General features: G+C 71.0%; 28 protein-coding genes, 1 tRNA gene and 2 pseudogenes. 21 read left to right on the top strand and 10 right to left on the bottom strand.

Annotated elements, in window-relative coordinates; genetic code table 11:
• Positions 1-33: 33 nt before the first annotated feature.
• Positions 34-1,308, bottom strand: a complete 1,275-nt coding sequence (locus ASC58_RS16795; RefSeq protein WP_235529297.1) for a nicotinate phosphoribosyltransferase — start codon at positions 1,306-1,308, stop codon at positions 34-36.
• 76 nt (positions 1,309-1,384) lie between these two features.
• Here ASC58_RS16795 and clpS point away from each other — a divergent pair, with 76 nt between their 5' ends.
• The 6 genes and pseudogenes from clpS to ASC58_RS16770 all read left to right on the top strand — a co-directional run bounded on the left by clpS (position 1,385) and on the right by ASC58_RS16770 (position 5,329).
• Complete coding sequence (gene clpS / locus ASC58_RS16790) at positions 1,385-1,675, top strand: ATP-dependent Clp protease adapter ClpS (RefSeq protein ID WP_056917840.1); 291 nt, start codon at positions 1,385-1,387, stop codon at positions 1,673-1,675.
• Positions 1,676-2,302 carry a DUF2017 domain-containing protein gene (locus ASC58_RS16785; protein WP_056920092.1) on the top strand — a complete coding sequence of 209 codons (627 nt, stop codon included), beginning with the start codon at positions 1,676-1,678 and terminating at the stop codon, positions 2,300-2,302.
• A gap of 109 nt (positions 2,303-2,411) precedes the next feature.
• Positions 2,412-3,272 carry a glutamate racemase gene (gene murI / locus ASC58_RS16780; RefSeq protein WP_056917838.1) on the top strand — a complete coding sequence of 287 codons (861 nt, stop codon included), beginning with the start codon at positions 2,412-2,414 and terminating at the stop codon, positions 3,270-3,272.
• Positions 3,269-4,033, top strand: a pseudogene (locus ASC58_RS21445) (MBL fold metallo-hydrolase); the annotation flags it as partial. The gene murI and the pseudogene ASC58_RS21445, both read left to right, overlap by 4 nt.
• Before the next feature lie 108 nt (positions 4,034-4,141).
• Positions 4,142-4,594: an ASCH domain-containing protein gene (locus tag ASC58_RS21440; RefSeq protein ID WP_200947857.1), complete on the top strand. Its 453-nt coding sequence runs from the start codon at positions 4,142-4,144 to the stop codon at positions 4,592-4,594.
• An 18-nt stretch (positions 4,595-4,612) separates the two neighbouring features.
• On the top strand, positions 4,613-5,329 hold the full coding sequence (locus ASC58_RS16770; RefSeq protein WP_056920091.1) for an MBL fold metallo-hydrolase: 717 nt from the start codon (positions 4,613-4,615) through the stop codon (positions 5,327-5,329).
• A gap of 9 nt (positions 5,330-5,338) precedes the next feature.
• Here ASC58_RS16770 and ASC58_RS16765 read toward each other — a convergent pair whose 3' ends face one another.
• Positions 5,339-6,139 carry a deoxyribonuclease IV gene (locus ASC58_RS16765; protein ID WP_056920090.1) on the bottom strand — a complete coding sequence of 267 codons (801 nt, stop codon included), beginning with the start codon at positions 6,137-6,139 and terminating at the stop codon, positions 5,339-5,341.
• A 46-nt stretch (positions 6,140-6,185) separates the two neighbouring features.
• Between ASC58_RS16765 and rph the strand changes: the two genes are divergently transcribed.
• The 5 genes from rph to ASC58_RS16740 all read left to right on the top strand — a co-directional run bounded on the left by rph (position 6,186) and on the right by ASC58_RS16740 (position 8,711).
• On the top strand, positions 6,186-6,959 hold the full coding sequence (gene rph, locus ASC58_RS16760; RefSeq protein WP_056920089.1) for a ribonuclease PH: 774 nt from the start codon (positions 6,186-6,188) through the stop codon (positions 6,957-6,959).
• A complete protein-coding gene (gene rdgB / locus ASC58_RS16755; protein ID WP_056917834.1) occupies positions 6,956-7,564 on the top strand; it encodes an RdgB/HAM1 family non-canonical purine NTP pyrophosphatase in 609 nt (202 codons plus the stop codon). Before rph ends, rdgB begins: the two co-directional genes overlap by 4 nt.
• A gap of 19 nt (positions 7,565-7,583) precedes the next feature.
• Positions 7,584-7,668 (top strand) — tRNA-Leu (locus ASC58_RS16750).
• Between the two features lie 129 nt (positions 7,669-7,797).
• Positions 7,798-8,430, top strand: a complete 633-nt coding sequence (locus ASC58_RS16745) for a DUF1684 domain-containing protein (RefSeq protein ID WP_235529287.1) — start codon at positions 7,798-7,800, stop codon at positions 8,428-8,430.
• Positions 8,427-8,711: an Ada metal-binding domain-containing protein gene (locus tag ASC58_RS16740; RefSeq protein ID WP_056920088.1), complete on the top strand. Its 285-nt coding sequence runs from the start codon at positions 8,427-8,429 to the stop codon at positions 8,709-8,711. The genes ASC58_RS16745 and ASC58_RS16740 overlap by 4 nt, the downstream gene beginning before the upstream one ends.
• Positions 8,712-8,817: 106 nt before the next feature.
• Here the strand turns inward: ASC58_RS16740 and ASC58_RS16735 are convergent, their stop codons facing one another.
• Positions 8,818-10,371 (bottom strand): S53 family peptidase, encoded by a 1,554-nt coding sequence (locus ASC58_RS16735; RefSeq protein ID WP_157581649.1) that lies wholly within the window; start codon positions 10,369-10,371, stop codon positions 8,818-8,820.
• Positions 10,372-10,513: 142 nt separating this feature from the next.
• Between ASC58_RS16735 and ASC58_RS16730 the strand changes: the two genes are divergently transcribed.
• A complete protein-coding gene (locus tag ASC58_RS16730; RefSeq protein WP_157598558.1) occupies positions 10,514-11,863 on the top strand; it encodes a CoA transferase in 1,350 nt (449 codons plus the stop codon).
• Here the strand turns inward: ASC58_RS16730 and ASC58_RS16725 are convergent.
• From ASC58_RS16725 to ASC58_RS16710, 4 genes are read right to left on the bottom strand one after another with little or no spacing between them, the layout of a single operon-like run.
• Positions 11,860-12,609, bottom strand: coding sequence for an energy-coupling factor ABC transporter ATP-binding protein (locus ASC58_RS16725; protein ID WP_056920087.1), 750 nt, complete (start codon positions 12,607-12,609; stop codon positions 11,860-11,862). The two genes, ASC58_RS16730 and ASC58_RS16725, sit on opposite strands and share 4 nt — an antisense overlap.
• Positions 12,606-13,367: a cobalt ECF transporter T component CbiQ gene (gene cbiQ / locus ASC58_RS16720; protein WP_056920086.1), complete on the bottom strand. Its 762-nt coding sequence runs from the start codon at positions 13,365-13,367 to the stop codon at positions 12,606-12,608. The genes ASC58_RS16725 and cbiQ overlap by 4 nt, the downstream gene beginning before the upstream one ends.
• A gap of 1 nt (position 13,368) precedes the next feature.
• Entirely contained in the window at positions 13,369-13,707 is a 339-nt protein-coding gene (locus ASC58_RS21435; RefSeq protein WP_056920085.1) for a PDGLE domain-containing protein, read from the bottom strand.
• Positions 13,704-14,393, bottom strand: coding sequence for an energy-coupling factor ABC transporter permease (locus ASC58_RS16710; RefSeq protein WP_056920084.1), 690 nt, complete (start codon positions 14,391-14,393; stop codon positions 13,704-13,706). The genes ASC58_RS21435 and ASC58_RS16710 overlap by 4 nt, the downstream gene beginning before the upstream one ends.
• A gap of 163 nt (positions 14,394-14,556) precedes the next feature.
• On the opposite strand from ASC58_RS16710, the gene bcp reads away from it, so the two are divergent.
• The 3 genes from bcp (at position 14,557) to ASC58_RS16695 (ending at position 15,745) form a co-directional block, all read left to right on the top strand.
• Complete coding sequence (bcp, locus tag ASC58_RS16705) at positions 14,557-15,027, top strand: thioredoxin-dependent thiol peroxidase (protein WP_056920083.1); 471 nt, start codon at positions 14,557-14,559, stop codon at positions 15,025-15,027.
• A gap of 84 nt (positions 15,028-15,111) precedes the next feature.
• Positions 15,112-15,381 (top strand): DUF3618 domain-containing protein, encoded by a 270-nt coding sequence (locus ASC58_RS16700; protein ID WP_056920082.1) that lies wholly within the window; start codon positions 15,112-15,114, stop codon positions 15,379-15,381.
• A gap of 64 nt (positions 15,382-15,445) precedes the next feature.
• Positions 15,446-15,745: a co-chaperone GroES gene (locus ASC58_RS16695; RefSeq protein ID WP_200947851.1), complete on the top strand. Its 300-nt coding sequence runs from the start codon at positions 15,446-15,448 to the stop codon at positions 15,743-15,745.
• On the opposite strand, the gene ASC58_RS16690 is transcribed toward ASC58_RS16695, so the two are convergent.
• From ASC58_RS16690 to ASC58_RS22000, 3 genes are all read right to left on the bottom strand, one after another.
• Positions 15,736-16,236 carry a rhodanese-like domain-containing protein gene (locus ASC58_RS16690; protein WP_235529286.1) on the bottom strand — a complete coding sequence of 167 codons (501 nt, stop codon included), beginning with the start codon at positions 16,234-16,236 and terminating at the stop codon, positions 15,736-15,738. The two genes, ASC58_RS16695 and ASC58_RS16690, sit on opposite strands and share 10 nt — an antisense overlap.
• The gene (locus tag ASC58_RS16685) at positions 16,233-16,718 is read right to left on the bottom strand and encodes a hypothetical protein (protein ID WP_056917825.1); all 486 of its coding nucleotides are present in this window, start codon (positions 16,716-16,718) and stop codon (positions 16,233-16,235) included. Before ASC58_RS16685 ends, ASC58_RS16690 begins: the two co-directional genes overlap by 4 nt.
• A gap of 454 nt (positions 16,719-17,172) precedes the next feature.
• Positions 17,173-17,346 (bottom strand): TraR/DksA family transcriptional regulator, encoded by a 174-nt coding sequence (locus ASC58_RS22000; RefSeq protein WP_369796252.1) that lies wholly within the window; start codon positions 17,344-17,346, stop codon positions 17,173-17,175.
• Between the two features lie 377 nt (positions 17,347-17,723).
• On the opposite strand from ASC58_RS22000, the gene ASC58_RS16680 reads away from it, so the two are divergent.
• From ASC58_RS16680 to ASC58_RS21995, 6 genes and pseudogenes are all read left to right on the top strand, one after another.
• The gene (locus ASC58_RS16680) at positions 17,724-18,755 is read left to right on the top strand and encodes an AraC family transcriptional regulator (RefSeq protein ID WP_162246870.1); all 1,032 of its coding nucleotides are present in this window, start codon (positions 17,724-17,726) and stop codon (positions 18,753-18,755) included.
• Between the two features lie 351 nt (positions 18,756-19,106).
• Positions 19,107-20,105, top strand: coding sequence for a sensor histidine kinase (locus ASC58_RS16675; RefSeq protein ID WP_162246869.1), 999 nt, complete (start codon positions 19,107-19,109; stop codon positions 20,103-20,105).
• Positions 20,106-20,690: 585 nt separating this feature from the next.
• The gene (locus ASC58_RS16670) at positions 20,691-21,224 is read left to right on the top strand and encodes a hypothetical protein (RefSeq protein ID WP_157598557.1); all 534 of its coding nucleotides are present in this window, start codon (positions 20,691-20,693) and stop codon (positions 21,222-21,224) included.
• A gap of 118 nt (positions 21,225-21,342) precedes the next feature.
• The gene (locus tag ASC58_RS16665; protein ID WP_056920079.1) at positions 21,343-22,362 is read left to right on the top strand and encodes a helix-turn-helix domain-containing protein; all 1,020 of its coding nucleotides are present in this window, start codon (positions 21,343-21,345) and stop codon (positions 22,360-22,362) included.
• 183 nt (positions 22,363-22,545) lie between these two features.
• Entirely contained in the window at positions 22,546-23,124 is a 579-nt protein-coding gene (locus ASC58_RS16660) for an alternate-type signal peptide domain-containing protein (protein ID WP_056920078.1), read from the top strand.
• A gap of 18 nt (positions 23,125-23,142) precedes the next feature.
• Positions 23,143-23,664: pseudogene (locus ASC58_RS21995) on the top strand (signal peptidase I); the annotation flags it as partial.
• Positions 23,665-23,841 lie beyond the last annotated feature (177 nt).

Below are 23,841 nucleotides of genomic sequence, written 5' to 3'. Positions count from 1 at the left end.
GACCGCATCCTGCCGCACGACGCAGGGGCTTCGTCAGGCCTGTCCGGGATCGGGTTCCTCGACGTAGACCGTCGCGATGGCGGGCTCGCCCCGCTGGAGCCGACGGGCCGCAGCGGGCAGCTCGGCACGGGACGCGGTGTGACGGGCCCGTGCCGCCTCCAGGGTGTGGGTGTCACGGTCGACGCGCTCGCCGCCTCGGACCAGTGGCACGAGGAGCCTGCGGTCGTCGCCGTCGTCCACCGGCGGCTCACCGATCCCGACGACCTCCGCCTCGGCGACGCCGCGGGTGTTGCGTCGGCGCAGCGCGAACTTGCGACCCGCCACCGACTGCTTGTCCTTGCTCTTCTTGGCGACGCCGACCATCGTGCCCGTGGAGTCCTCGCGGGACACGAGCTTGTAGACCATGCCTGCCGTCGGGGCACCGGATCCCGTGACGAGGGAGGTCCCCACGCCGTAGAGGTCCACCGGCCCGGCGGCCAGGCCCGCGATGGCGAACTCGTCGAGGTCGGACGTCACGACGATGCGGGTGCCGGTGTTGCCGAGCCGGTCGAGCTGGTCGCGCACCTCACGGGCCTGCACGAGCAGGTCGCCGGAGTCCAGGCGCACCGCGCCGAGCTCGGGGCCGGCCAGCTCGACGGCCGTCGCGACGGCCGTGGGGACGTCGTAGGTGTCGACGAGCAGGGTCGTGCCCTTGCCCAGCGAGGCGATCTGCGCGGTGAACGCCTCCCGCTCGTCGTCGTGCAGCAGCGTGAAGGCGTGGGCGGCGGTTCCCGCGGTGGGGACGCCGTACCTGCGCCCGGCCTCCAGGTTGGAGGTGGTGGCGAACCCGGCGACGTAGGCGGCGCGAGCCGCAGCGACCGCAGCCTCCTCGTGCGTACGGCGCGACCCCATCTCGATGCAGGGCCGGGAGCCGGCGGCGGAGGTCATCCGCGAGGCTGCGGAGGCGACGGCGCTGTCGTGGTTGAGGATGCTCAGCACGAGCGTCTCGAGCAGCACCCCGTGGGCGAAGTCCGACTCGACCACGAGCACGGGTGAGCCGGGGAAGTAGCACTCGCCCTCGGCATACCCCCAGACGTCGCCGGTGAAGCGGAAGTCGGCGAGGAAGTCGATCGTCGCGGCATCCACGACCGCGCTGGAGCGAAGCCGCGCGAGCTCCTCGTCGCCGAACCGGAACGCCTCCAGGGCGTCGAGCAGGCGACCGGTGCCGGCGACGACGCCGTACCGGCGACCCTCGGGGAGGCGACGGGCGAACACCTCGAACACGCACCTGCGGGAGGCTGCGCCGCTGCGCAGGGCAGCCTCCACCATGGTGAGCTCGTAGTGGTCGGTGAGCAGTGCGGTGGACTCCACCGGGGCAGCCTAAGGTGGTCCCGTGCAAGTTGCCGTGTCCATCGCCCCCGTGGAGCAGAAGAGCGTCTCCGCCGACGAGGCCACCGAGGTCGAGCACCCTTGGATCACGCTCGTCTGGAACGACCCCGTCAACCTCATGTCCTACGTGACCTTCGTCTTCCAGACGTACTTCGGGTACCCGAAGGCCAAGGCGGAGCGGCTCATGATGGACGTCCACGTCAAGGGCCGGGCCGTCGTGTCGACGGGTTCACGCGAGCGCATGGAGACCGACACCGAGGCGCTGCAGGGCTACGGCCTGTGGGCCACCTTCCAGAAGGACGACTGAGTGGCGCGCGGGTTCAAGAAGCGGCACGGCGCGTATGTCGCGAAGCTCGACGCCGTCGAACGTGGCCTCGTCGTCGGGTTGATGGAGCAGGTCCGCGAGCTGGTCGAGCCCGCGCCCGTGGCCGAGTCGCCCGAGGGCGGCGGTGACGAGTTCGACCGCATCGTCGCCGGGCTCGGTGGCATCGGCATGGGCATCTCGCTCGCCGCCGACGACCAGGTGCAGCTGGCTGGGGGAGTCCCGGCACCGCGCGACCCGGCGCTCGACCGCATCTTCCCGACGGCCAACCGCCAGGACGACCAGATCGCGGCCGAGTTCCGCCAGCTCACCGAGCAGGGGCTGCGGGCCCGCAAGACGGAGAACCTCGACACCGCCATCGCCGCGCTCGCCCACCTCGACGACCAGAAGGTGAGCCTCGACCAGGCCCAGGCGGTGGCCCTCGTCGTCGCGCTGACGGACGTCCGGCTGGTGCTGGGGGAGCGACTCGGCCTCAAGCAGGACGACGACCTCGAGCTCATCGAGGAGCAGGTCTCCAGCCTCCAGGAGGACGACCCGGCGGTGTACGCGCTCGCGGTCTACGACTTCCTGACCTGGCTGCAGGAGACGCTCGCGCACGCGCTGGCTCCCTGACGCCTCCTCGCGCCCGGCCGTGGTGGACGAGGACGCGCAGGGACGGTGTGACCGAGCCGACGGCCCGGCGGTGGCCTCGGCCCGGTCCGGCCCGTCTAGCCTTGACCCCGTGGCTGACGCACCCATCGGGATCTTCGACTCGGGATACGGCGGGCTGACCGTCGCCCGGGCGGTGCTCGACCAGCTGCCGCACGAGTCGATCGCCTACTTCGGTGACACGGCCCGCGCCCCGTACGGCCCGCGACCGATCGCCCAGACCCGCGAGTTCGCCCTCGAGTGCCTGGACCGCCTCGTCGACCACGGCGTGAAGGTCCTCGTCATCGCCTGCAACACGGCCAGTGCCGCCGTGCTGCACGACGCGCGGGAGAGGTATGACGTGCCGGTCGTCGAGGTGATCCGCCCCGCGGTGCGCCGGGCCGCCGCAGCCACGCGCAACCACCGCGTCGGTGTCATCTCCACGCGGGGGACCCACCAGTCGGGCGCCTACGTCGACGCCTTCGCCGCCGCCCCGCACCTGTCGGTGTCGAGCGTGCCGTGCCCGCGGTTCGTCGAGTTCGTCGAGTCCGGGGTGACCAGCGGCTCCGAGGTGATCGCCACGGCGCGTGAGTACCTCGCCCCCCTGGTCGAAGGCGAGGTCGACACCCTCGTCCTCGGCTGCACCCACTACCCGCTGCTCACGGGGGCGATCTCCTACGTGATGGGGGAGTCGGTGACCCTGGTGTCGTCCGCCGACGAGACCGCGAAGGACGTCTACCGCGTGCTCGCCGACACCGACGCGCTGCGACCGCCCGACCTGCCACCCCCGAGCCACGGGTTCACGACGACGGGTGACGCGGCCGAGTTCACCCGCCTGGCGCGCCGGTTCCTCGGGCCCGAGGTGGGCGCGGACGGCGACGGGGTGTTCGGCGATGCCGTCGTGCGCACCGTGGTTGCCGCTGCTGGTGCCGGACCTCGGGGCGGTGCCCGGTGAGGCTGACCGTCGTCGGGTGCTCGGGGTCGTTCGCGGGCCCGGACTCGCCGGCGTCGTCCTACCTGGTGCAGGCCGAGCACGGGGGTCGCACCTGGAGCATGGTGCTCGACCTCGGCAACGGAGCCCTCGGGCCGTTGCAGCGCCACGTCGACCTGGCCGACCTCGACGCCGTCTTCATCAGCCACCTGCACCCCGACCACTGCGTCGACATCTGCGGTCTGTACGTCACCCGCAAGTACCGGCCCGGTGGTGCGGTGCCCGGACAGCTCGACGTGCACGCCCCCACGGGGGCAGCCGACCGGTTCGCGCTGATGTACCACGGCCTCGAGCACGCCGGCATGTCGGCGGAGTTCGCCGTGCACGAGCTGGGCGACGCACGCGTGAGGACCGTGGGGCCGTTCACCGTGACCTCCTACCGCGTCAACCACCCGGTCGAGGCCTACGGCTTCCGCGTGGAGGCCGACGGTGCGGTCCTGGCCTACACCGGCGACACCGACGCGACCGCGGCTCTCGGCCCGCTGCTCGCCGGTGCCGACCTCGCACTCATGGACAGCGCCTTCGTCGACGGGCGTGACGACGTCGAGGGGATCCACCTCTCGGGGCGTCGCGCGGCCGAGGCTGCGGTCGCCGCCGGCGGGGTGGAGCGGCTCGTGCTGACCCACATCCCACCGTGGAACGACCCGCAGGTGTGCCGGGCGCAGGCCGCCGAGGTGTGGGACGGACCGCTGGAGCTCGCCGCGCCGGGCTCGACGTGGACCGTGGGCGGGACGACCGACCGGACGACCGACCGGACGGCCGACCGGACCGCCGACGGGACCGGCGGCCACGGTCAGCGGCCGGTCCAGATCGACCGCGCTGCCGGGCTGGCCATGTGGGACGACTACCGGGCGTCCCGCCCGGGCCTGCCCGACGAGGGCGAACCCCCGGTCGAGTGCTTCGGCGACACCTCCGCGCTCGCCGACGAGCTCATCGCCTTCGTGACCGAGGGCCCCAAGCGTGCGACTGCCGGCCTCGTCGCCGCGTATGCCGCCGACGGCGACCCGCTCCCGCGCATCGGCGCGCACTGGGTCGCCTGCGGCGGCGATGGACGCCCCCGCGTCGTGCTGCGGACCCGCGAGCTCCGGGTGGGGCCGCTGCACACCGTCGATGCCCAGTTCGCGTGGGACGAGGGCGAGTACGACCGCAGCCTCGAGTCCTGGCTCGACGGCCACAACCGGTTCTTCCGCCGGGAGTGCGACCGCATCGGGATCGAGTTCTCCGACGAGCTCGAGGTCGTGTTCGAGCGGTTCGACATCGCCTGGCCCCCGGACCTCGCGGACTGACCGGCGTACGCTCCGGGCATGGCCAAGAACCCGGCAGTCGTCCTGGCGCCCAACGTGTGGCGCATCCCGCTGGTCGGTGACTTCGTCAACGGGTTCATGCTGCGTGACGACGACGGCCAGGTGACGCTCATCGACATGGGCGTCAAGCAGTCCGGTGCCAAGGTGATGGCGGCGCTCGCCGCGATCGGGTCGGGCCCCAGCGACGTCACCCGGCTGATGCTCACGCACGCCCACCCCGACCATGCCGGTGGTGCGGCCCACGTCGCCGAGCAGACCGGGCGCGACTTCGGGATCCACGAGGCCGACGCAGGGTTCGCGTCGGCCGGGGCGTCGCCTCCTCGGGACCACACCCTGCGGCTCGGACGCCTGATGGATCGGATGGGAGGCGGTGGGTTCGCACCGCTGACGGTGGGGGAGACCTTCACCGACGGGCAGGTCGTGCCGTTCGCCGGCGGCATCGAGGTCGTGCACACGCCGGGGCACTCACCCGGCCACGCGGCATACCTGCACCGCGCGTCGGGGGTGCTCATCACCGGCGACTCGATCTTCAACGTCCGCGGGCTGCGCTGGCCGATCAAGGCGTTCTGCACGAACTTCGCGATGACGACGCGGACGGCGCACCGGCTCAGCGAGCTGGAGTACACCACCGCCGCATTCACGCACGGGCCGCACCTGAGCGAGCAGCCACGCGAGCAGATCCGCCGGTTCCTCGCGAGCCACCCGACGGTCGACTGACCCTGCCGGCTAGAGGCGGGCGCGCAGCCAGTCGAGGTCGGCCCGCTGGCCGTCGAGGCCGCCACGCGTCTCGATGACGACGGGTGCCGCGGCGGCCTTCACGGCCGCGGCCAGCTCGCCGGGGTCGATGAGACCTTCGCCGAGGTTGGTGTGGCGGTCGGCACCGGAGTCGAACTCGTCACGGCTGTCGTTGCAGTGGACGAGGTCGATCCGACCGGTGATCGACCGGACCTGGTCGACCGCGGTGGCGAGCGGGATGCCTCCGGCGTGGGCGTGGCAGGTGTCGAGGCAGAACCCGACGTTGTCGGACCCCTCGGCCTGCCCGATGGCGTCCCACGTCCGGGCGATGCGCTCCAGGGTGCGGGCCATCGCGTTGTCACCACCGGCAGTGTTCTCCAGCAGGAGCGGGATCTTGAGGTCGGTCGCCTCGATGGCCTTGCGCCAGTTGTCGAACCCCTTCTCGACCTCCTCCGCCTTGTCGACGTGGCCGCCGTGGACGATGAGTCCCTTGGCGCCGATCGAGGCGCCGGCGTCGATGAACTGCTGGAGCAGCTTGCGGCTCGGGATGCGGATCCGGTTGTTCGTCGTGGCGACGTTGATCAGGTATGGCGCGTGGACGTAGAGGTCGACCCCTGCCGCCTCGGCGGCGGCCCTGAGGGCCTCGGCGCCACCGGCGTACTCGAACTCCGGCCCCTTGTAGCTCTGCGGGTTGCCGAGGAAGAACTGCGAGAGCCCGGCTCCGCGCTCCTGGGCGGCGGACACCGGGTCCGCCGAGTCGACGTGGGCACCGAGCGGGAACGTTGCAGCCATGGGTCCACCCTAGGACGGCCCACCGACGACGGTTAGCCTTGCGGGCGTGACTGACTCCACCGCCTCGACCCCGCGGGCCCGCCACGACGGCCGCACCCCCGACCAGACCCGCGAGGTGCGCATCACCCGCAACTGGCTGGACCACGCCGAGGGCAGCGTGCTCGTCGAGTTCGGCCGCACCCGCGTCCTGTGCGCCGCGTCGTTCACCGAGGGCGTCCCGCGCTGGCTCAAGGGCAAGGGCAGCGGCTGGGTCACCGCGGAGTACGAGATGCTGCCGCGCTCGACCAACACCCGCTCGGACCGCGAGTCCCGCAAGGGCAAGGTGGGTGGCCGCACCCACGAGATCAGCCGCCTCATCGGCCGCAGCCTGCGCGCCGTCATCGACACCAAGGCCCTCGGCGAGAACACCATCGTCCTGGACTGCGACGTGCTGCAGGCCGACGGTGGGACCCGCACGGCTGCGATCACCGGTGCGTACGTCGCGCTCGTCGACGCCATCGAGGACGCGCGGGCCAAGGGCCTCATCGCCAAGAACGCGCAGCCGCTCACCGGTTCGCTCGCCGCCGTCTCGGTCGGCATCGTCAAGGGCCAGGCCGTCATCGACCTCGACTACCCCGAGGACTCGACCGCCGAGACCGACATGAACGTCGTCATGACCGGCGACGGACGGTTCATCGAGGTGCAGGGCACCGCGGAGGCCGAGCCGTTCGACCGCGACATGCTCAACGCGTTGCTGGACAAGGCCACCCAGGGCTGTGCCGACCTGACCGTCAAGCAGCAGGAGGCGCTCGCCGCCACCCCGCGGGAGCGTCAGCAGTGACCCGCGTCGTCCTCGCCACCCGCAACGACCACAAGGTCGTCGAGCTCCGCGCCATCCTCGCCGACGTCGTCGACGAGCTCGGCCTCGAAATCGTCGGTGCCGGCGACTTCCCCGGGGCCCCCGACGTCGTCGAGGACGAGGTGACGTTCGAGGGGAACGCACGACTCAAGGCGCAGGCGCTCGCCGACTTCACCGGGCTGCCGTCGCTCGCCGACGACTCCGGCCTGGCCGTGGAGGTCCTCGGCGGGGCCCCCGGCATCTTCTCCGCGCGCTGGGCCGGCCGGCACGGCGACGACGTCGCCAACCTCGAGCTGCTGCTGGCCCAGGTGTCCGACGTCAAGGACGAGCACCGCGCGGCGGCGTTCGTGTGCGCTGCGGTGCTGGCCCTGCCGGACGGGACGCTGCGCTCGACCGAGGGCCGGATGGCCGGCTCGTTGGCGCGGGAGCCCAAGGGGGACAACGGTTTCGGGTACGACCCCGTGCTGGTCGTCGAGGGCGACACCCGGCACGCGGCAGAGCTCTCGCCCGAGGAGAAGAACGCGATCTCCCACCGTGGCAAGGCCTTCCGTGCCATGGTCCCGCACCTGCGTGACCTGCTCGGCTGACGACGTAGACTTCCGGCGCGCGCAAGTGGCGGAATCGGCAGACGCGCCAGCCTTAGGAGCTGGTGCCTTCGGGCGTGCGGGTTCAAGTCCCGCCTTGCGCACCACGAGGTAGCCCGCGGAGGATCCGACCGGCGCGTGCCCCCCCCACCCGCGCATTGGGTGCCCAGACGGTCGGAGTTCCGACCGTCTGGGCACCCAATGCCAAGCCGGGCGGCGGTCCCTAGGCTGGGTGGGTGGACGACATCGAGGACGCGCAGGACCTGCCCAGCAAGAACGCGCTCGACACGGCGTCCTGGCGGCGAGAGGTGCACGCCCTCTACCTCGCGATCCGTGCAGAACCCGACCCGGCGACGGCCCACGCGCTCTGGGTCGGGACGAGGTCGCGGCTGTTCCTCGAGCACCCCGCGTCACCCCGGCGTGAGGGGCAGAGCCTGCGCCACGCGCCCTACGACCCGGCGTTCCGGTTCGTCGTGCCGGTGGAGCCGGCGGAGCAGGAGCCGTGGTGGTTCCGGTCCGCGACCGACGGGGTGGTGCCGTTCCGCGGCGCCGGCCGGGTGGCGCTGGACGGGTTGGGCACCCTCGACCTGTGGTGGCTGGACTCCTACGGCGGTGGGCTGTTCCTCCCGGTGCGCGACGGCTCGGCGGGGCAGGAGACGTATGGCGCCGGCCGGTACCTCCTCGACACCGTCAAGGGCACCGACCTGGGCCGCGACGGCGAGGACCGCTGGGTGGTCGACCTCAACTTCGCCTACAACCCGTCCTGCGTCTACGACTACCGCTGGGTCTGTCCCCTCGCCCCCGCCGCCAACCGGTTCGAGGCCCGTGCGGCCGTGGGGGAGCTGCTCCCCGAGGGGTACGACGCATGACCTGGTGGCTGACCGGTCCCGACGGCCAGCCGCACGAGAGCGACGTCCCGGGGACGATGGGTGGCAACCGCCGCGCCCGGATCTACGGCGGGCTCGACTGCCCGTCCGCGCTGCGGGCGATCAGTCAGGGGGGATACGTCGCCCACCGGGTCTTCTTCGCCGACGCCGCCGCTGCCGTGGCGGCCGGTTACCGCCCCTGCGGCACCTGCCTCCGCGCCGAGTACAAGGCCTGGAAGCTGACCAAGGCGGCCGTGCCCCGACGCGGAGTGGCACGCCCGTGAGACCCGAAGGACCCCGGGACCTGGTGGTCCCGGGGTCTCGGTGCGGGGGTCTGTCAGAACGTCCCGCCGTCTGGGGCCGGCTGCGGCCTGAGCCGCTGTCCGGTGGTCAGGGTGTCGCGGTGAGCGCGGCCACGTAGCCCGCGGCCTTGGGGCTGCCCCACCCGGTGGTGAGGTCGTAGCCCGCCGTCGTCGGCAGGCCGGCCACGGGTCCGGGGGAGACGAAGCCGTCGGGACCGGTCTCCCACATCCGGTTGTCCTTGAGCACGCCACTGGGGGCGGTGCCGTAGGTGTGCACGACGATGTCGCTGAACGCGCTCGCCCTCGGGAACCCCGCCGCGTAGATGGCTTCGTTGAGGTTGCCGATGCCACCCTTGCCCGCCGCCTTGCGTGAGGCGTTGGCGATGGCGGTGAGAGCTGCGACCTGCGGCGACGACGACGAGGTGCCGCCGAAGACACCCCATGCCGGCGGACCCTCGATGCTCGGGAAGTAGGTGTGGTAGACGAGCACGCCTCCGTTGACGGCTGCGTTCCAGGCCACGTCCGGGACACCGCGGCGGTTGCCGACGACTCCTGCCACGGTCGACTGGTAGCTCGGCCGCGGGTAGGCGCTGGAGAGGCCACCACCAGTGCCGATGGAGGCCCAGCTCTCGTTCCAGACTGCTTCGCTGCTGCCGCCCACGGTCCAGGCCCAGTAGAGCGGGTTGCGGCTGCCGTCGTCATTGAACGGCTTGTCCTGCGTCGGGTTCCACGTCCAGCCGGACTGGACCTGGGTGCCGCCGACCGAGGTGACGTACGGCGAGGAGTTCGGGTAGCTGACCGAGGGGTGGTCGACCGTCGCGGTCGCCTTGTGTGCCCGGCTGACCCCCAGCGAGCCGTCATCCCCGGAGGAGGCGAAGAACGTGTCGTGCTTGGCGAGCCCGCGCTTGAACGTCGCGTCGAACTTGGCGAACTGCGCACTTGCCGAGGCGCCGCCGAAGGCTTCCTCGCTGGTGCCGAAGGACATCGAGAACACGGTGCCTGACGGATACCTCGCGATGGCCCAGTCGATCGCCTTCATGAAGTTCGGCATGCCCTGTACGCCCTGGGTCTCGGCAACGGGGGTGCCGATGAGCACGATGTGCGCCTTGGGGGCGATGGCGTAGGCCCACTGGACGTCGAGGTTCGCCTCGCCCGCCCAGCCGTCGGCGGAGGTCGGTCCAGCCGTGCCGGAGCCGTTCCCGGTGGCGCTCTTGTAGTCGACCTTGCCGATGGGGAAGACGGCCTCGAAGTCGGGGGTGGGCCCGTGGAAGGTGCTGGCGAAGAAGTTGACGTCGTTGGCGGCGGTCGGACTCCCGTACGAGTCCACCAGCACGATGGTCTGTCCGGCGCCGTCCGTGGTCGATGCCGTGAGGGGCGCGAGTCCGTAGAAGGCGCGGATCTGGTCGGGCGTGTAGCAGTGGATCGTCGTCGAGACCCGGCCGTCCGGTGCAGGGCGGGTGCAGGATGCGGGATCAGCGGCCGCCGAGGCTGCGGAGGCCGCGTGGAAGGCGCTCTCCGGGGCTCGGGCGGACAGCCCGGTGCCGGGAGAGGTCGGGGTGGTGGTGCTCGCCAGTGCGGGTACGCCGGCTGCCAAGCCCAGGCATCCGGCCACAGCCGCCGCCAGACCTAGTCGAAGGGTCATCGTGTGCTCCCATGCTTGATCAACAGGACGGGTGGTCCCGCGGGTCACGATGGGGCCCACGGGTCGGTAGCGGGACCGCTCAAAGGACGGTCTGCACCCATGACATCTGTCATGGGTGGTGCCCGGCCCTACGCTCGAGGATGTGAATCCGTTGCTGCGGCAGGTCCTTCCCGTCCTCGGACTCGATGAGGGGTATGCCGCCGAGCACCTCGACCTCCGAGCCGGCAACGCGTTGCCCTCGGCACTCCCGGTCAACACCCTGGCCTGTGGCTCGGTCGCTGCGGCCGGGATCGCGGGGCTGGCCCTGCGTGGTGAGGGGCCAGGTGACCGGGTGTCCGTCGACCCCCTCCAGGTGTCGGTGGCGTTCCGGGGAGACCAGCTGGGCGCGGCAGACGGGTCCGTGGTGAGCGGTTTCGCGCCCCTGTCCGGGTTCTTCCGGGCCCGTGACGCGTGGGTGCGGACCCACGCCAACTACCCGCACCACCGGGCGCGCCTGCTCCGGGCGCTCGCCCTCCCCGAGTCGGCCGGTCGGGACGAGGCAGCTGCGGCGATCGCGGAACGGTCCGCGCAGGAGGTCGAGGACACCGTCACGGCCGACCACGGGATCGCGGTGCGGGTGCGTCCCCTCACCGAGTGGATGGCGTCCGAGCAGGCCGTCGCGGTGGCGAGGCACGACGTCCTCGCCGTCGTCCGCACGGGCGAGGCCGGCGCCATACCGGTGCCGGACCGTCCCCGCGTCCTCGACCTGACGCGTGTCATCGCGGGTCCGGTCGCCACGCGCACCCTGGGGTTCCTGGGGTGCGACGTGCTGCGCGTCGACAGCCCGCACCTGCCGGAGCTCGAGGCCCAGCACCTCGAGACGGGGGCAGGGAAGCGGTCGACGCTCGTGGACCTGCACGACACCCGTGCCCGTCAACGGTTCCACGAGCTGCTCGACGGCGCGGACGTGCTCGTCACGGGCTACCGGCCGGGTGCCCTGGAGGTGTTCGGGCTGCACCCCGACGAGCTGGCGCGCTCCCACCCGGCGCTCGTCATCGCCTCCCTGTCGGCGTGGACGCCGGACGGACCGTGGGGCGGGCGCCGAGGGTTCGACAGCATCGTGCAGGCGGCCACCGGTGTGGGGCTCATCGAGTCGGTGGACGGCGAGACCCCCGGTGCCCTTCCGGCCCAGGCGCTGGACCACGCGACGGGGTACCTGCTCGCGGCGGGAGTCCTCGCCGCCCTGAGGAGCCGCGCCGAGGTGGGCGGCACGTGGCGCGTGTCGGCGCACCTGGCGCGAACGGCGCACTGGCTCCTGCAGACCGACGCGCTCGACGGCCCCGCGGCCGGGATCGGGGACCTGTCGCCGTGGACCGTGGCGACCTCGACCCCCGACGGGACCGTGCTGCAGCCGAGGCCGGCGTTCCGGCTCGGTGATGGACCGACCGAGTTCACGTACCCCGCGCACCGGTGGGGGACCGACGACGCCACCTGGTTGGACGGCAGCGCCTAGGGGGCAGGGATCGTCCGGGGGTCGAACCCGAACGGCAGCTCGAGCCGGTGCGCTGCCATGAGCGCGTCGTCGGTGAGCACCTCGCGGGTCGCGTCGTCGGCGACGATGACTCCGTCCGACAGGACGACGGACCGCGGGCAGAGCTCGTAGGCGTACGGGAGGTCGTGCGTGACCATCAGCACCGTCACGTCGAGGGTCCGGATGATGTCGGCGAGCTCGCGGCGGGAGGCCGGGTCGAGGTTCGACGACGGCTCGTCCAGGACGAGCACCTCGGGCTCCATCGCGAGGACCGTGGCGACGGCGACGCGTCTGCGCTGGCCGAACGACAGGTGGTGCGGTGGCCGGTCGATGAAGTCGACCATGCCGACGCGGTCGAGGGCGTCGAGCACCCGGCGCTCCAACGCCTGCCCGCGCAGGCCGAGGTTCGCCGGGCCGAACTCCACGTCAGCCCGCACCGTCGGCATGAAGAGCTGGTCGTCGGGGTCCTGGAACACCACCCCGACGCGCCTGCGGATCTCCATGAGGTTGTCACGCGTGACCGGGAGCCCTGACACGGCGACCGATCCCGCTCCGGCGGTGAGGATCCCGTTCAGGTGCAGGACCAGCGTCGTCTTGCCCGCGCCGTTGGGGCCGAGGAGCGCGACCCGCTCCCCGCGGTGGACGTGCAGGTCCACACCGAACAACGCCTGGTGCCCGTCGGGGTAGGCGAACGCCAGCCCCTTGACGTCGAGAACGGGTGTGCTCACAGCGCCACCGCCGCGAGGAGGGTGAGGACCGCGATGCCCGGTATGGCGCCTGCGACCCGCCACTGCGCGGGCGTCGCCGTCAGGGGGTGCGTGACGGGGAGCTGCCCCTGGTAGCCGCGGGCCAGCATGGCCAGGTGCACGCGTTCGCCTCTCTCGTAGGACCGGATGAACAACGCGCCGGCAGTCGAGGCCAGGGAGGGCCAGGCACGGAAGGACCGGGCCCGGAATCCCCGGGACTCGCGCGCGATCCGCATGCGGGCGAGCTCGCCGGTGACGACCTCGAGGTAGCGGACCATGAAACCCATGATCTGCACGAGCAGGTTGGGCAGCCGCAGCTTCTCCAGCCCTGCGACGACGTGGCGGGGCTCGGTGGTCGTCGCGACCACGAGGGACGCCATCACCCCGAGGGTGCCCTTCGCGAGCAGGGCCCACGCTGACTCCAGCCCGGGCCGCGACAGGTCGAGCGGCCCGACCGAGACCGTCGGGCCGGTGGCCACGAACGGCACGAGCAGGGCGAACACCACGAACGGCGTCTCGACCACCATCCGCTTGGCGAAGTAGCCGAAGGGCACCCTGCTCGCGCGCTGGGCGACGAGCACGAGCAGGAGGTGGACGCCATACGCCCAGTAGGCGGTGCGCGGGGTGAGGACCACCGCCACGACGAAGGTGAGCAGCGTGACGAGCTTAACGTGCGCGGGGAGGTGGTGGACGCGGGAGTGCCCGTGGAAGTGCAGGTGGTGACCGTGGCCGGCGCCCACCTCAGTCGCCGTGCTGGTCGTGCCCGCGGCGGCGGAGCACCGTGAACAGTCCGAAGGCGAGGGCGCCCACGACGGCGACCCCGACGACACCGGCGATGCCGCCCGAGAGGCGGGCGTTACCGATCCCGTGGGTGGCGTACCCCGCGAACGGCGAGCCGCTGGTCGCGTGGCCCTTCTCGCTGGCCAGGAACCCCTTCTCGCCCGCGACGAACATGAGTCCGTCGGGGTGGCTGGAGGCGTAGTAGGAGACCACGCCGGCCAGGAACAGCGAGACCAGGACGCCGACCACGACGAGCGTGCGGGTGGAGAGGCGGCGGTGGGACGAGCGGGGCGACGTCATGCCGACACCGCCGTCCGGATGGTCAGCTCGCGTTGTGCGAGAAGGGGTTTCGCGCCGTGGACCAGGTCGGGGCGCGTGAGGACGATGCTCGCGACGGCCAGGGCCGTGATGAGGGCCTCCCCGATGCCGATGACGACGTGCACGCCGACCATCGCGGTGGCGACCGTGGAGAAGGGCACGTCGGCGTTGCCGCCGAGGGCGAACAGGACGGAGAAGCCCAGGGCAGCGGTGGGGACGGAGACGAGCGCACCGAGGGCCGCGGCCGGCACCACCATCGCGGTGCGCTTGGGAAGCACGGCCCGGACGAGCGTGAAGACGCCCCAGCCGACCCAGACGCCGACGACGCCCATGAGCGTGATGTTGGTGCCGAGGGCCGTGATGCCGCCGTCGGCCATGAGGATCGCCTGGACGATGAGGACCACGGTGATCGCGAGGGTGGCGGTGAAGGGACCCACCAGCACCGCTGCCAGGGCCCCTCCCAGCAGGTGCCCGGAGGTGCCTGCGGCGATGGGGAAGTTGATCATCTGGGTGGCGAAGACGAACAGGGCCACGAGGCCGGCGAGGGGGGCGGTGCGGTCGTCGAGCTCCCGCCGCGCGCCGCGCAGGGCGACGCCCACGGCGGCCACCGCCACGACCGCGGTCCCGACCGAGGTCGGTGCGTCGAGGAAACCATCGGGGACGTGCACGGGTGCTCCTGCCTGCCGGGGGTGCTGCGGCCGCTGCTGGGATAGGTTTGCCGCAGACCGATCATCACTCTATTGCAAACAGTTCGCAATTACCGGATCGGTCCGGGTCGCTTCCACCCGAAGCCGACCTCGCACCACCGACCCCGTGAGGAGCACCGCGACCGTGAGCGCACGACTGAGCCCCGGCGACGCCGCCCCCGACTTCACCCTGCCCGACGACCAGGGCGGCGAGGTCTCGCTGTCCGGCCTGCGCGGACGCAAGGTCATCGTCTACTTCTACCCGGCCGCGATGACGCCCGGCTGCACGACGCAGGCCTGCGACTTCAGCGACAACATCAACACCCTCCGCGGCGAGGGCTACGAGGTGCTCGGCATCTCACCCGACAGCCCGGCCAAGCTCGCGAAGTTCCGCGAGAAGGACGGCCTGTCCATCACCCTCCTGTCCGACGCGGACCGCGCCGTCATGGACGCGTACGCCGCGTTCGGCGAGAAGAAGCTCTACGGCAAGACCGTCGAGGGCGTCATCCGGAGCACGGTCGTCGTCGACGAGGAGGGCGTCGTCTCGCACGCCTTCTACAACGTCAAGGCCACCGGCCACGTGGCCAAGCTGCGGCGCGACCTCGGGCTCGACTGAGCGCCATACCGCTGCGCATCCCCCGGGCGCCCGCCTGACCCGATCACCGTGCCTGACCCGATCACCACCCGAGGAGCCATCGCCATGAGCGACCACCACGCCAGCAAGTCCGTGGAGCAGATCGAGGCCGAGATCGCCGCGGCCCGCGACCGCCTCGCCGGCACCGTCGACGAGCTCCACACCCGTACCGCCCCGCAGGAGATCGCCCGCCGCCAGGTGGCGTCCGCCAGGGAGAAGTTCACCGAGGCCACGCGGACGTCCACCGGCGAGCTGCGCACCGAGCGGGTGGCTGCGCTCGCGGCGGCGGCCGTCGCGCTCATCGGCCTCGGGGCCGCCCGCCGTCGTCGTGGCTGAACCCAGCCCATCCGGCGGCCTGTCCGCCTCCTCCCGTGCGGCGGCCGACAGGTTGCCCATCCGCATGCTGCACGACCGCGTGCTGGTCTCCCTGGAGGGGGAGGGCGGCGAACGGCGGTCCGGCGGCGGCATCGTCATCCCCGCCACGGCGTCCGTGGGCAGGCGGCTGGCCTGGGCGACCGTCGTCGCCACCGGCCAGAACGTCCGCCAGGTCGAGGTGGGCGATCGGGTGCTGTTCGACCCCGAGGACCGGGCCGAGGTCGAGCTGCACTCCAAGGACTACGTGCTGCTCCGTGAGAAGGACCTGCACGCCGTGGCCGCGGCCCGCGTCAGCGAGGACGGCCAGACCGGCCTCTACCTCTGAGGCTCGACGGGCAGGCCGGCTTCGCGCCAGGCCCTGAACCCGCCGACCACGTCGGTGGAGCGGTGCACCCCGAGCCGCAGCAGCGCGTCCGCCGCCAGCGACGAGGTGAACCCCTCCTGGCACAGCACGAGCACCCGGGTCTCCCAGCCGGCCTGCGGCAGCCGCGCCTCGTGACGGGGGTCGAAGCGCCACTCGAGGACGTTGCGTTCGACGACCAGCGGCCCGAGGTGTGCGGCGACCTCGCCCTCGGCGGCCCGCTGCGCGGCAGGCCGGATGTCGACGAGGAGGGCCCTGCCGTGCAGGACCTCCTGGAAGGCCGCTCGGACGCTGATGCGGCGCAGCCGGCTGCGCGCGTCGGTGAGCTGGTCGTCGATCCCTGCATAGGCCGGCGCCTCCCAGCCGCGGGCGCGGGACGTGGCCGCGGGGTCGCTGAACAGGCGGGTCTCCCAGTGGACGTCGGACGTGCGGGGAGCCTCGGTCGTGATCGTCACCACTGCTCACCGGCCTTCTCGACGCCGGTGGCGTGCAGGGTGCCGTCGAGCAGCGCGTAGCGGGTCATCCCCCGCAGAGCGGGGGAGTACACGTGCACCGACAGGGCTGGCGTGTCGCCGAGGTTGTGGACGTCGTGGACGTGGTGGCTCCCGAACGAGCGGCCCTCGCCCTCGGTCAGCAGCCGTTCGTGGGCGGTGCGCTGCGACCAGGAGTGCTCGGCCAGGGTCCCCTTGACGGTCAGGAACGCGCCCTCCGAGTCGAGGTGGTCGTGCCACCCGGTGGACGTCCCGACGGGCCAGCCGATCAGCCAGATCTCGAGGTGGTCGGTGGCGTCGAGGCGCTTCCAGGTGCGCTCGGGCGCGTCGAGGTCGACCAGCCGCTCGAGGTCCGGGTCGGTGGCGAACAGGGCGGCGGTGCGGAGCAGCTGGCTACGGGTGAAGCGGTTGATGCCGGGGGTCCCGGCGGTGGTGATGGCGGTCATGGTCCTTCTCCTGCGGGTGGGTCTTCATGGTCTGGGAGGTCGCGGGGATCGCGGCGAGATGCGTGCGGTGGCAACACATTCGGGCCGTGTTCGTGCGACGACAGACCGATCCCTGGATCAGGAGCAGGTCGAGGTGGATGCGGCGGTATGCCGTGTGGCTGGCGGCCATGGAACGTCTCCGGTGGGTTCGGGCGACGCCGCGAAGAGGGCGTCGGGGCTGGTGCGGGCCGGGGTCAGGCGCAGCAGCAACACCGCATGACGCTGCAGCACATGGAGCCCATGTGCGTGCGCATCACTGCGGTGGTCGAAGACATGCCACCAGTGGAGCACGGGTCGGTGGAACCCGTCCACGGTGTTCGGGGTGTGTCTCGCGTGACGGGACGAACCACCCGTGCTGGTCGTCCCCTCACCCGACCGGCGCCAGCTGGTCACCGCCAGCCGGTCGGCGGCAGGGTCAGTGCGAGCGGCCCCGCGACGGCGGGCGCCGGAGGTTCGCACAGGCGAAGCAGGTGGTGGCGTTGGGGAGTGCCTCCAGCCGTTCCGCGCCGATGGGTTCGTTGCAGCTCTCGCAGAGCGTGGTCTGGGGCAGGTCCGGCACGTGTTCGTCTCCTTGGTGGACTCCTACCATCCCACGCGTTGGCACCGTCCCGCTGCACGGGGCCCGTGCGCTCCTCATGGCGTCGGCTTCGCGGACCGGCAGCCACGCCTCGATTTCTGATTGAAACAGAGATCCCTTATAGTTAGTGCACGAACTAATCGAGGGGAACGAGCTGACGGACTGATGCGAACGCGAGCCCTTGCTGGGCGCGCATCAGGTAGGTGGGCACGCACAGGGACGACCTCCACCCGCGATCCGTCGGCGACAGCTCCAGCAGACCGCGGACCCGATGGCGTCCTTCCGTGCTCCTGCTCGCACGACCGGCCCTGCAGGGGGCGCCAGGTCACTGGTGTTGGTCGTCACGTCACGCGACGAGCGCGTGCCGTCTGAAGAGGGGAGCGCACGAGGTGTCCAGTGCAGCACGCGATAACCACCTGGCTTGGGCGCAGGGTGAAGAGAACGCCACACCCGAGCCCGTGGGGGTGACGGTTCTGAGGGCGGTCTCGTCCGATGAGGCGGAGGACGTCGTGAGCAGGATCTTCCTGCCCAACCAGGTGCGCGCCCTCGAGCCGGGCCCGGTGAACATGAGCCTGGTCGCGATGCGTGTGGGTGCGACGACGGTTGGCCAGCTTGCCTACGGGCGCCACCTTCGTCTGCTCACGGACGAGGCCACGCACCTCCACGTCAACACACCTGTGAGCGGTTCCGTCGTCTCCCGCGCTGGTGGCTCCGAGCCCCTGACCACGACGAACAGGTCGGCGGCGGTCTTCGCCCCCGGTGCGCCAGCCGAGATCGAGTGGAGCGCGGATGCCGCGCAGCTGTGCGTCATGGTGCCCCATTCGACCCTCCAGGACGAACTCGAGGCGCTCGTGGACCGGGAGGTCAAGGAGCCGTTCAGGCTGCCGTTCCACATGAGCCTCGACACGTCCCAGGGCCGCGTGTGGCGCAGCATGGTGAACCTGCTCTCAGAAGAGCTTTCAACACGGGGACGGATGTTGTCCCACCCTGCCGCCGAACGCCAGGTGGAGAGGACGTTGATCGACGCCTTGCTGCTGGGACACGTGCAGAGCCACACCGAAGCGCTCGACCGCTCTGCCAGCCCCGTTCTCCCGTCCACCATCGCTCGTGCGGTCGAACTCCTCAACGATCACCCGGAAGAGGCATGGTCGACGACGACCCTGGCTCGGGCAGTCCACGTGAGCCTGCGTTCCCTGCAGAACGGCTTCATCCGCCACCTCGGCAAGCCACCGATGACGTACCTGCGCGAGCTGAGGCTCACCCGGATCCGGCAGGACCTGGAGGAGGCGAGCGTCATGACCACGACCGTGGAGAGCGTGGCCTACGCATGGGGGATGGTGCACATGGGCCGGTTTGCCGCCGCGTACCGACAGGCGTTCGGTGAGCTGCCATCGCAGACCTTGAAGCGACTGCCGGCCTAGGAACGCTCCGGCGAGGACGCCGGCGACAACTCGGCGTGATCTGGCCACCGTCCTGCGCACTGCGGCTAGTCGAGCAGAGGTGGAGGCGATTACATGGTGACGGGTGTTCGGACGGAGCCCTGGTTCCAGCGGTTCGCGCGAGATGCGGACGGAGCGTGCTGCAAGGCAGTGGTCCGGACATCCGAGGTCGTGGCCGAGGGAGAACGGACTCGAACGAAGCCACCACAGGGTTGTCTGGCCCCCTGAACCACCACCCAGACAGCTCGGTGAGCGGTCCCGGGACACCACCAGCCCCCGGGACCGCTCCCCCTCCAGATCGTGCCGCCCCGACGAACGAGGATACGGATGTTCGTGAACCGTCCGGACCAAGGCGTCTCGCCCTCGTGGGCTGGTGGCGAGGCTCTCGAGGGCGGCCATCGTCGTCCCCGGACGCATGACGGCTTTCGCCATGAGGCGTTCTTCTGCAAGGACGACGACCAGTTCCTTGCCGGGACACTCCCGTTCATCACGAACGGGACTGCCGCTGGGCAACCCGTACTGGTCGCGGTCGGCCCAGCCCGCGCAGAGCTGCTGCGCCGTGGTCTGGGGTCGACCGCGACCAAGGTTGAGTTCGTCGATCCGGCTGAGCTGACTGCCAACCCGGCCAGGATGATCCCGCGATGGCGCGCCTTCACCGATCTGCACCCCGGACAGGCCGTGCGTGGGATCGGTGAACCGATCTGGGCCGGCCGCCGACGCGATGAAGTCGCCGAATGCCAGATGCACGAAGCCTTGCTCAACATGGCGATCCACTCAGACACCCGTCTGTGGTTGATGTGCCCGTACGACACGGGGACGTTGTCCTCGGAGGTGCTGGCCGAGGCACAGCGATCGCATCCGGTCGTCATCGATGTCGAGCAGCACCGTGAGAGCACGGCCTTCGGCGGTGCCCACCACGTCGAGGCGCTCTTCGGCCGCGACCTGCCACTCGCGGCGGTGGTGGTCTCGCGACGAGCCTTCGGAGCTCAGGACTACGTCGCGATCCGTGCGGACACGAGGGCACACGCCTTGTCTGCAGGCGTGGACGACGAGCGGGCTGCCGACCTCGCTCTCGCCGTGCACGAGGTTGCCGTGAACAGTGTCACGTACGGTCGTGGAACGGGCGAGCTGCGGATCTGGACCACCCGCGATGCCCTGGTCTGCGAGCTACGCAGCACCGGCCGGATCGTCGACCCCATGGTGGGGCGCCTCCCCCCTCCGGCGGACGACGAGAACGGCCGTGGACTGTGGATGGCCCACCAGCTCTGCGACCTCGTGCAGGTCCGCTCCGGCCCGGATGGCACCGCCGTCCGCATCCACACGTGGCTCTAGCAGCAGCGCCGGGTTGCGGGTCGAATCGCACCACATCGGTCCCTCCGCGCGGGGCGAGGCCGGTGCGATGACCGTTCTGCGACTCCTTCTGTCCGATTTGCGCACACATGTTCAACGGACCCTGGTCGCCGCATGGTCGGCTGTGATGATTTTCCGTGACGGAGCGGAGCGCGACCCGAGTCTCGGTGCGCGCCGACGTGAACGCATGAGTCTGACTTCAAGGAGGAGCGCTGCGGATGGGCAGTGTGAAAGGTGCGCCCGCGGCCGGCGGGCAGCTCGGCCGGCGGGTGTGCAAGCACCAAGCAGTCTGGCGAGGGCAAGCCCCGCGCGAGTCCGAAAGGGCGGTGCGTCGTGCGGGATTCACCGGATAGGGCGCTCCGGACACCTGTCCGTCGGGAGATCACGTCGGCCCAGCTTGCGTCGCGCCTGGACAGCAGGCTCTACGACGAGCACCTCTCTGACCGCGACGTCGCAACCGGTTGTGACCGGGCCCGTCACTGGGGGCTCGCCAGCGTCATCGTCCGACCCGAAGACGTCCCGCTGGCGGCCGCCGAGCTGACCGGGTCCATGGTCGGGTGTACGACCGTGGTGGGCTGGAACGCCGACGACTCCGAGCCCATGCATCTCGAGGCGTCCCGCGACGAAGCCTGCCTGCTGGTGGCTGCGGGGGCCACTGAGGTGGGCCTGCTCGCCACCGCCCCCCGGCTCCGTGTGAACGCCGGCGCCCTGTTCAAGGAGACGCTCACAGGACTCGTCGACACCTTGACGCCCATGGGCGTTCGCGTGCGCCTCATTCTTGACACGGAATCCCTGACGTCCTCCGAAGTGCGCGATGCCTGCGACCTGGCGGCAGCCGCGGGATCGGTGTGGATGGCGCAAGGCGGGTCCTGGCGCGGCAGGCGAGCCGACCTGACCGAGGTACAGCTCATGAGGGAGGGGTTGCCGCGCAGCGTGCTGCTCAAGTGGACTGAACCGGTTCGACGATTGGAGACCCTGCTCTTGTGCATCGCCTTGGGCATCGACCGCTTCAACGGCGACGTCGAGGACCTCATGCAGACGGCGGTGCGGGCCGAATGGCTCGGACCGTTGACCATCCCGCAAGCCGGGGTGGACTTCTGAGCCCCCAGGGCAACGGTGGTCAGGCTGACCTCCGTTGTCGGAACGAAAGCGAATACGACAGGGGACGACGCGCCCGGATGGCGCAGCAGCCCAGCTCTGTGCCGCGTGGGGGAGAGCAATGAAGCCCGTTCCCGGAGCGGCTCTCGGACTCGGTCCGCCAGCCGCACCTCCGCCGCCGCACTACACACGTCACGCGACGGATGACCGCGACGAGGCCGAGCGGATCGTCGGCGATCTCTACCTGCCCAACCGGCTCGACCTCTCCGTAGGGTCCGCGCACCTGAGCATGAACGTGGTCGGCATGCGTGTTGGGGCACTGACCGTCGGCAGGCTGACCTACGGACGCCGCGTGCGCCTTCGTACGGCTGACGCCGAGAACTTCCACGTGAACGTCCCCCTTCGGGGACGGGTGGTCTCGAAGAGCGGGGCGGGTGAGTCGGTGACGACCGGCCCGGGGGATGGCCTGGTCTTCTCACCGGGCGCTCCGGCCGACATGGCTTGGTCGCCCGGCGCAGAGCAGCTCTGTCTCATGGTTCCTCGCGCCTGTTTGGAGGCCGAGCTCGAGCAGCTGCTCGGCCGGTCCCTCAGGGGTCGGCTGACCTTCGACTTCGTCGCCGACTTGCAGAGTCCGTTGGGGCGACGCCTACGGACGGTGCTGGACCTGCTCGTGGACGAGCTCGAGCACCCGACGGACCTGGGGCGCAGCACCGTCCTGGGCCGTCACGTCGAGGGTCTGGTGCTCGACGGCCTCCTGCTCGGCCAGCCGGGCAACCAGATTGACGCCGTGGACCACGGTGGGCAGGTGCGGCTGACACCTGTGATCAAGCAAGCCGTGGAGCTCCTGGAAGAGCGACCGTCGGAGCCGTGGACGACGGTGCGTCTGGCCACCGAGGTGCACCTGGGCGTCCGGGCCCTCCAGGACGGCTTCCGGCGAGACCTTGCCACCACCCCGATGGCCTACCTGCGCCGGGTCCGGCTGCACCGGGCACGAGCGGCACTCCTGGCTGCCGACCGCCAGGTGGCCACGGTGTGCGGGATCGCCACCAGCTTGGGCCTGCTGCACATGGGTCGGTTTGCTGCGGCCTACCGCGACGCCTTCGGGGAGGCCCCCTCGGACACGCTCAGCCGTCTGAGCTGACACGTGCGGTCCGACGATGGCCGTTGAGCGCAGTCCACCATCCCCGATGCGCGCCCCACTCCTGGTTCTGCCCCTTCGACGCGTGGCCGCCCGCAACCTAGCCGTAGGTCCCGGACAACGAACGTCCTCCTCATTCCGGGCCGAGGTTCTCCGCCTGGAGACCGCACACAGGAAAGGAACGCAATGCCCAGCAACAAGACCGTCCTCAAGGGGGCGCTCACGGTGGCCATCGGTACGGCACTGCTCATCGGCGGGTTCGGGTCGTTCGCCCTCTGGTCCGAACAGGATCCCCTCCCGAGCGCCCCCATCGCCGCGGGCGAGCTCTCCCTGCAGGCCCAGACGGAGTCGTGGGCGGACGAGTCCCCCGATTCGGCGACGACGGCCTGGAACCCCGCGACCGACCAGCTCGTACCGGGTGACACGGTCAAGCTCACTGTGCCACTGACCGTGACCGCGGCCGGGAAGAACCTCGCCGGCACGATCCAGCTCAACGGCGACGCACTCGACACCGCAGGCTTCGGACCACACTTCACCGTGACCTACGACGTGGCGCCGGTCCCGGAGGCCGGGGTTGTCCACGAGGGAGACGGAAGTGTGTCCTTCCTGCGCGACGCCATGGGCGACGACACCATCCAGGCAGTGGGAACGGTCACGTTCGTCCTCTCCTCGGACGCATCCCTGAATGAGGCCGAGAACGCGAACGCGGTGTTGTCCGACGTGAAGTTCGTGACCACCCAGGTTCGACCTCCGGTGCAGCCGTGACCTCAGGACCTCGGCCGCATGGACAGAACTGAGGGCAGGGGCGGCCGGCGGATCTCGGCCGCCCCTGCTCGTCGCTCGTCGCCGGCGGCGGCGCGACGTGGCAGGGTGAGCCGCCTCACGAGTACAGGGACGTTGCTGGGTGGTGCCATCTCGGTGGCTCTCCTGGGAACCGCTCTGCTGCTGTCAACCGTCTGTCTGGTGCTCCCCAAGATGCTCGGCGCCGTCCCCCTCACCATCCTGTCGGGCTCGATGGCCCCGATGATGCCACCGGGGGCCCTTGCCGTCGTCCGTCCCCTCGACGCGACCCGAGCCCGGGTCGGGGACGTCCTCAGCTACCAACCCGAGCCCGACGACCCGACACTCGTGACCCACCGTGTCGTCGCGGTCTCCAAGGACGCCCACGGCGTGGTCAGCCTCGCTCTTCAGGGTGACGCCAACAGCGCTCCGGACCCGCGCCCCGTCAGTCCCGAACAGGTCAAGGGGTCAGTGGTCTACGCCGTGCCGTACGTCGGATGGGTTGCCACGCGGCTCAATGTCGGCGCGGGCGCGAAATTCACCCGGTGGGCGGCATACGCGCTCATCGGGGTCGGGTCGCTCAGAATCCTGCTCGGACTCAGTGGACTCACGCCGAGTGGGGGAGGCCTCAAGGTTGGGGCTGGTCGGCGCAGCTCCCGGCACCCGCCGCTCATGCTCACATGGGCTCCCTCCCCGGTCCCT

The organism is Phycicoccus sp. Root101 (assembly GCF_001426245.1).
GTDB lineage: Bacteria > Actinomycetota > Actinomycetes > Actinomycetales > Dermatophilaceae > Pedococcus.
Note: the sequence above shows the minus strand (reverse complement) of the source record. Positions and strands in the feature narration are given on the sequence as shown.

Excerpts from the sequence above, each read along its gene's own strand:
- ASC58_RS21435 (WP_056920085.1), bottom strand. The coding sequence starts at position 13,707 with ATGACGTCGCCCCGCTCGTCCCACCGCCGCCTCTCCACCCGCACGCTC.
- ASC58_RS16795 (WP_235529297.1), bottom strand. The coding sequence starts at position 1,308 with ATGGTGGAGGCTGCCCTGCGCAGCGGCGCAGCCTCCCGCAGGTGCGTG.
- ASC58_RS22000 (WP_369796252.1), bottom strand. The coding sequence starts at position 17,346 with ATGGTAGGAGTCCACCAAGGAGACGAACACGTGCCGGACCTGCCCCAG.
- ASC58_RS16770 (WP_056920091.1), top strand. The coding sequence starts at position 4,613 with ATGGCCAAGAACCCGGCAGTCGTCCTGGCGCCCAACGTGTGGCGCATC.
- ASC58_RS16665 (WP_056920079.1), top strand. The coding sequence starts at position 21,343 with ATGAAGCCCGTTCCCGGAGCGGCTCTCGGACTCGGTCCGCCAGCCGCA.
- ASC58_RS16660 (WP_056920078.1), top strand. The coding sequence starts at position 22,546 with ATGCCCAGCAACAAGACCGTCCTCAAGGGGGCGCTCACGGTGGCCATC.
- ASC58_RS21440 (WP_200947857.1), top strand. The coding sequence starts at position 4,142 with ATGTGGGACGACTACCGGGCGTCCCGCCCGGGCCTGCCCGACGAGGGC.
- ASC58_RS16735 (WP_157581649.1), bottom strand. The coding sequence starts at position 10,371 with ATGACCCTTCGACTAGGTCTGGCGGCGGCTGTGGCCGGATGCCTGGGC.
- ASC58_RS16695 (WP_200947851.1), top strand. The coding sequence starts at position 15,446 with ATGCTGCACGACCGCGTGCTGGTCTCCCTGGAGGGGGAGGGCGGCGAA.
- ASC58_RS16685 (WP_056917825.1), bottom strand. The coding sequence starts at position 16,718 with ATGACCGCCATCACCACCGCCGGGACCCCCGGCATCAACCGCTTCACC.
- ASC58_RS16740 (WP_056920088.1), top strand. The coding sequence starts at position 8,427 with ATGACCTGGTGGCTGACCGGTCCCGACGGCCAGCCGCACGAGAGCGAC.
- ASC58_RS16700 (WP_056920082.1), top strand. The coding sequence starts at position 15,112 with ATGAGCGACCACCACGCCAGCAAGTCCGTGGAGCAGATCGAGGCCGAG.
- ASC58_RS16765 (WP_056920090.1), bottom strand. The coding sequence starts at position 6,139 with ATGGCTGCAACGTTCCCGCTCGGTGCCCACGTCGACTCGGCGGACCCG.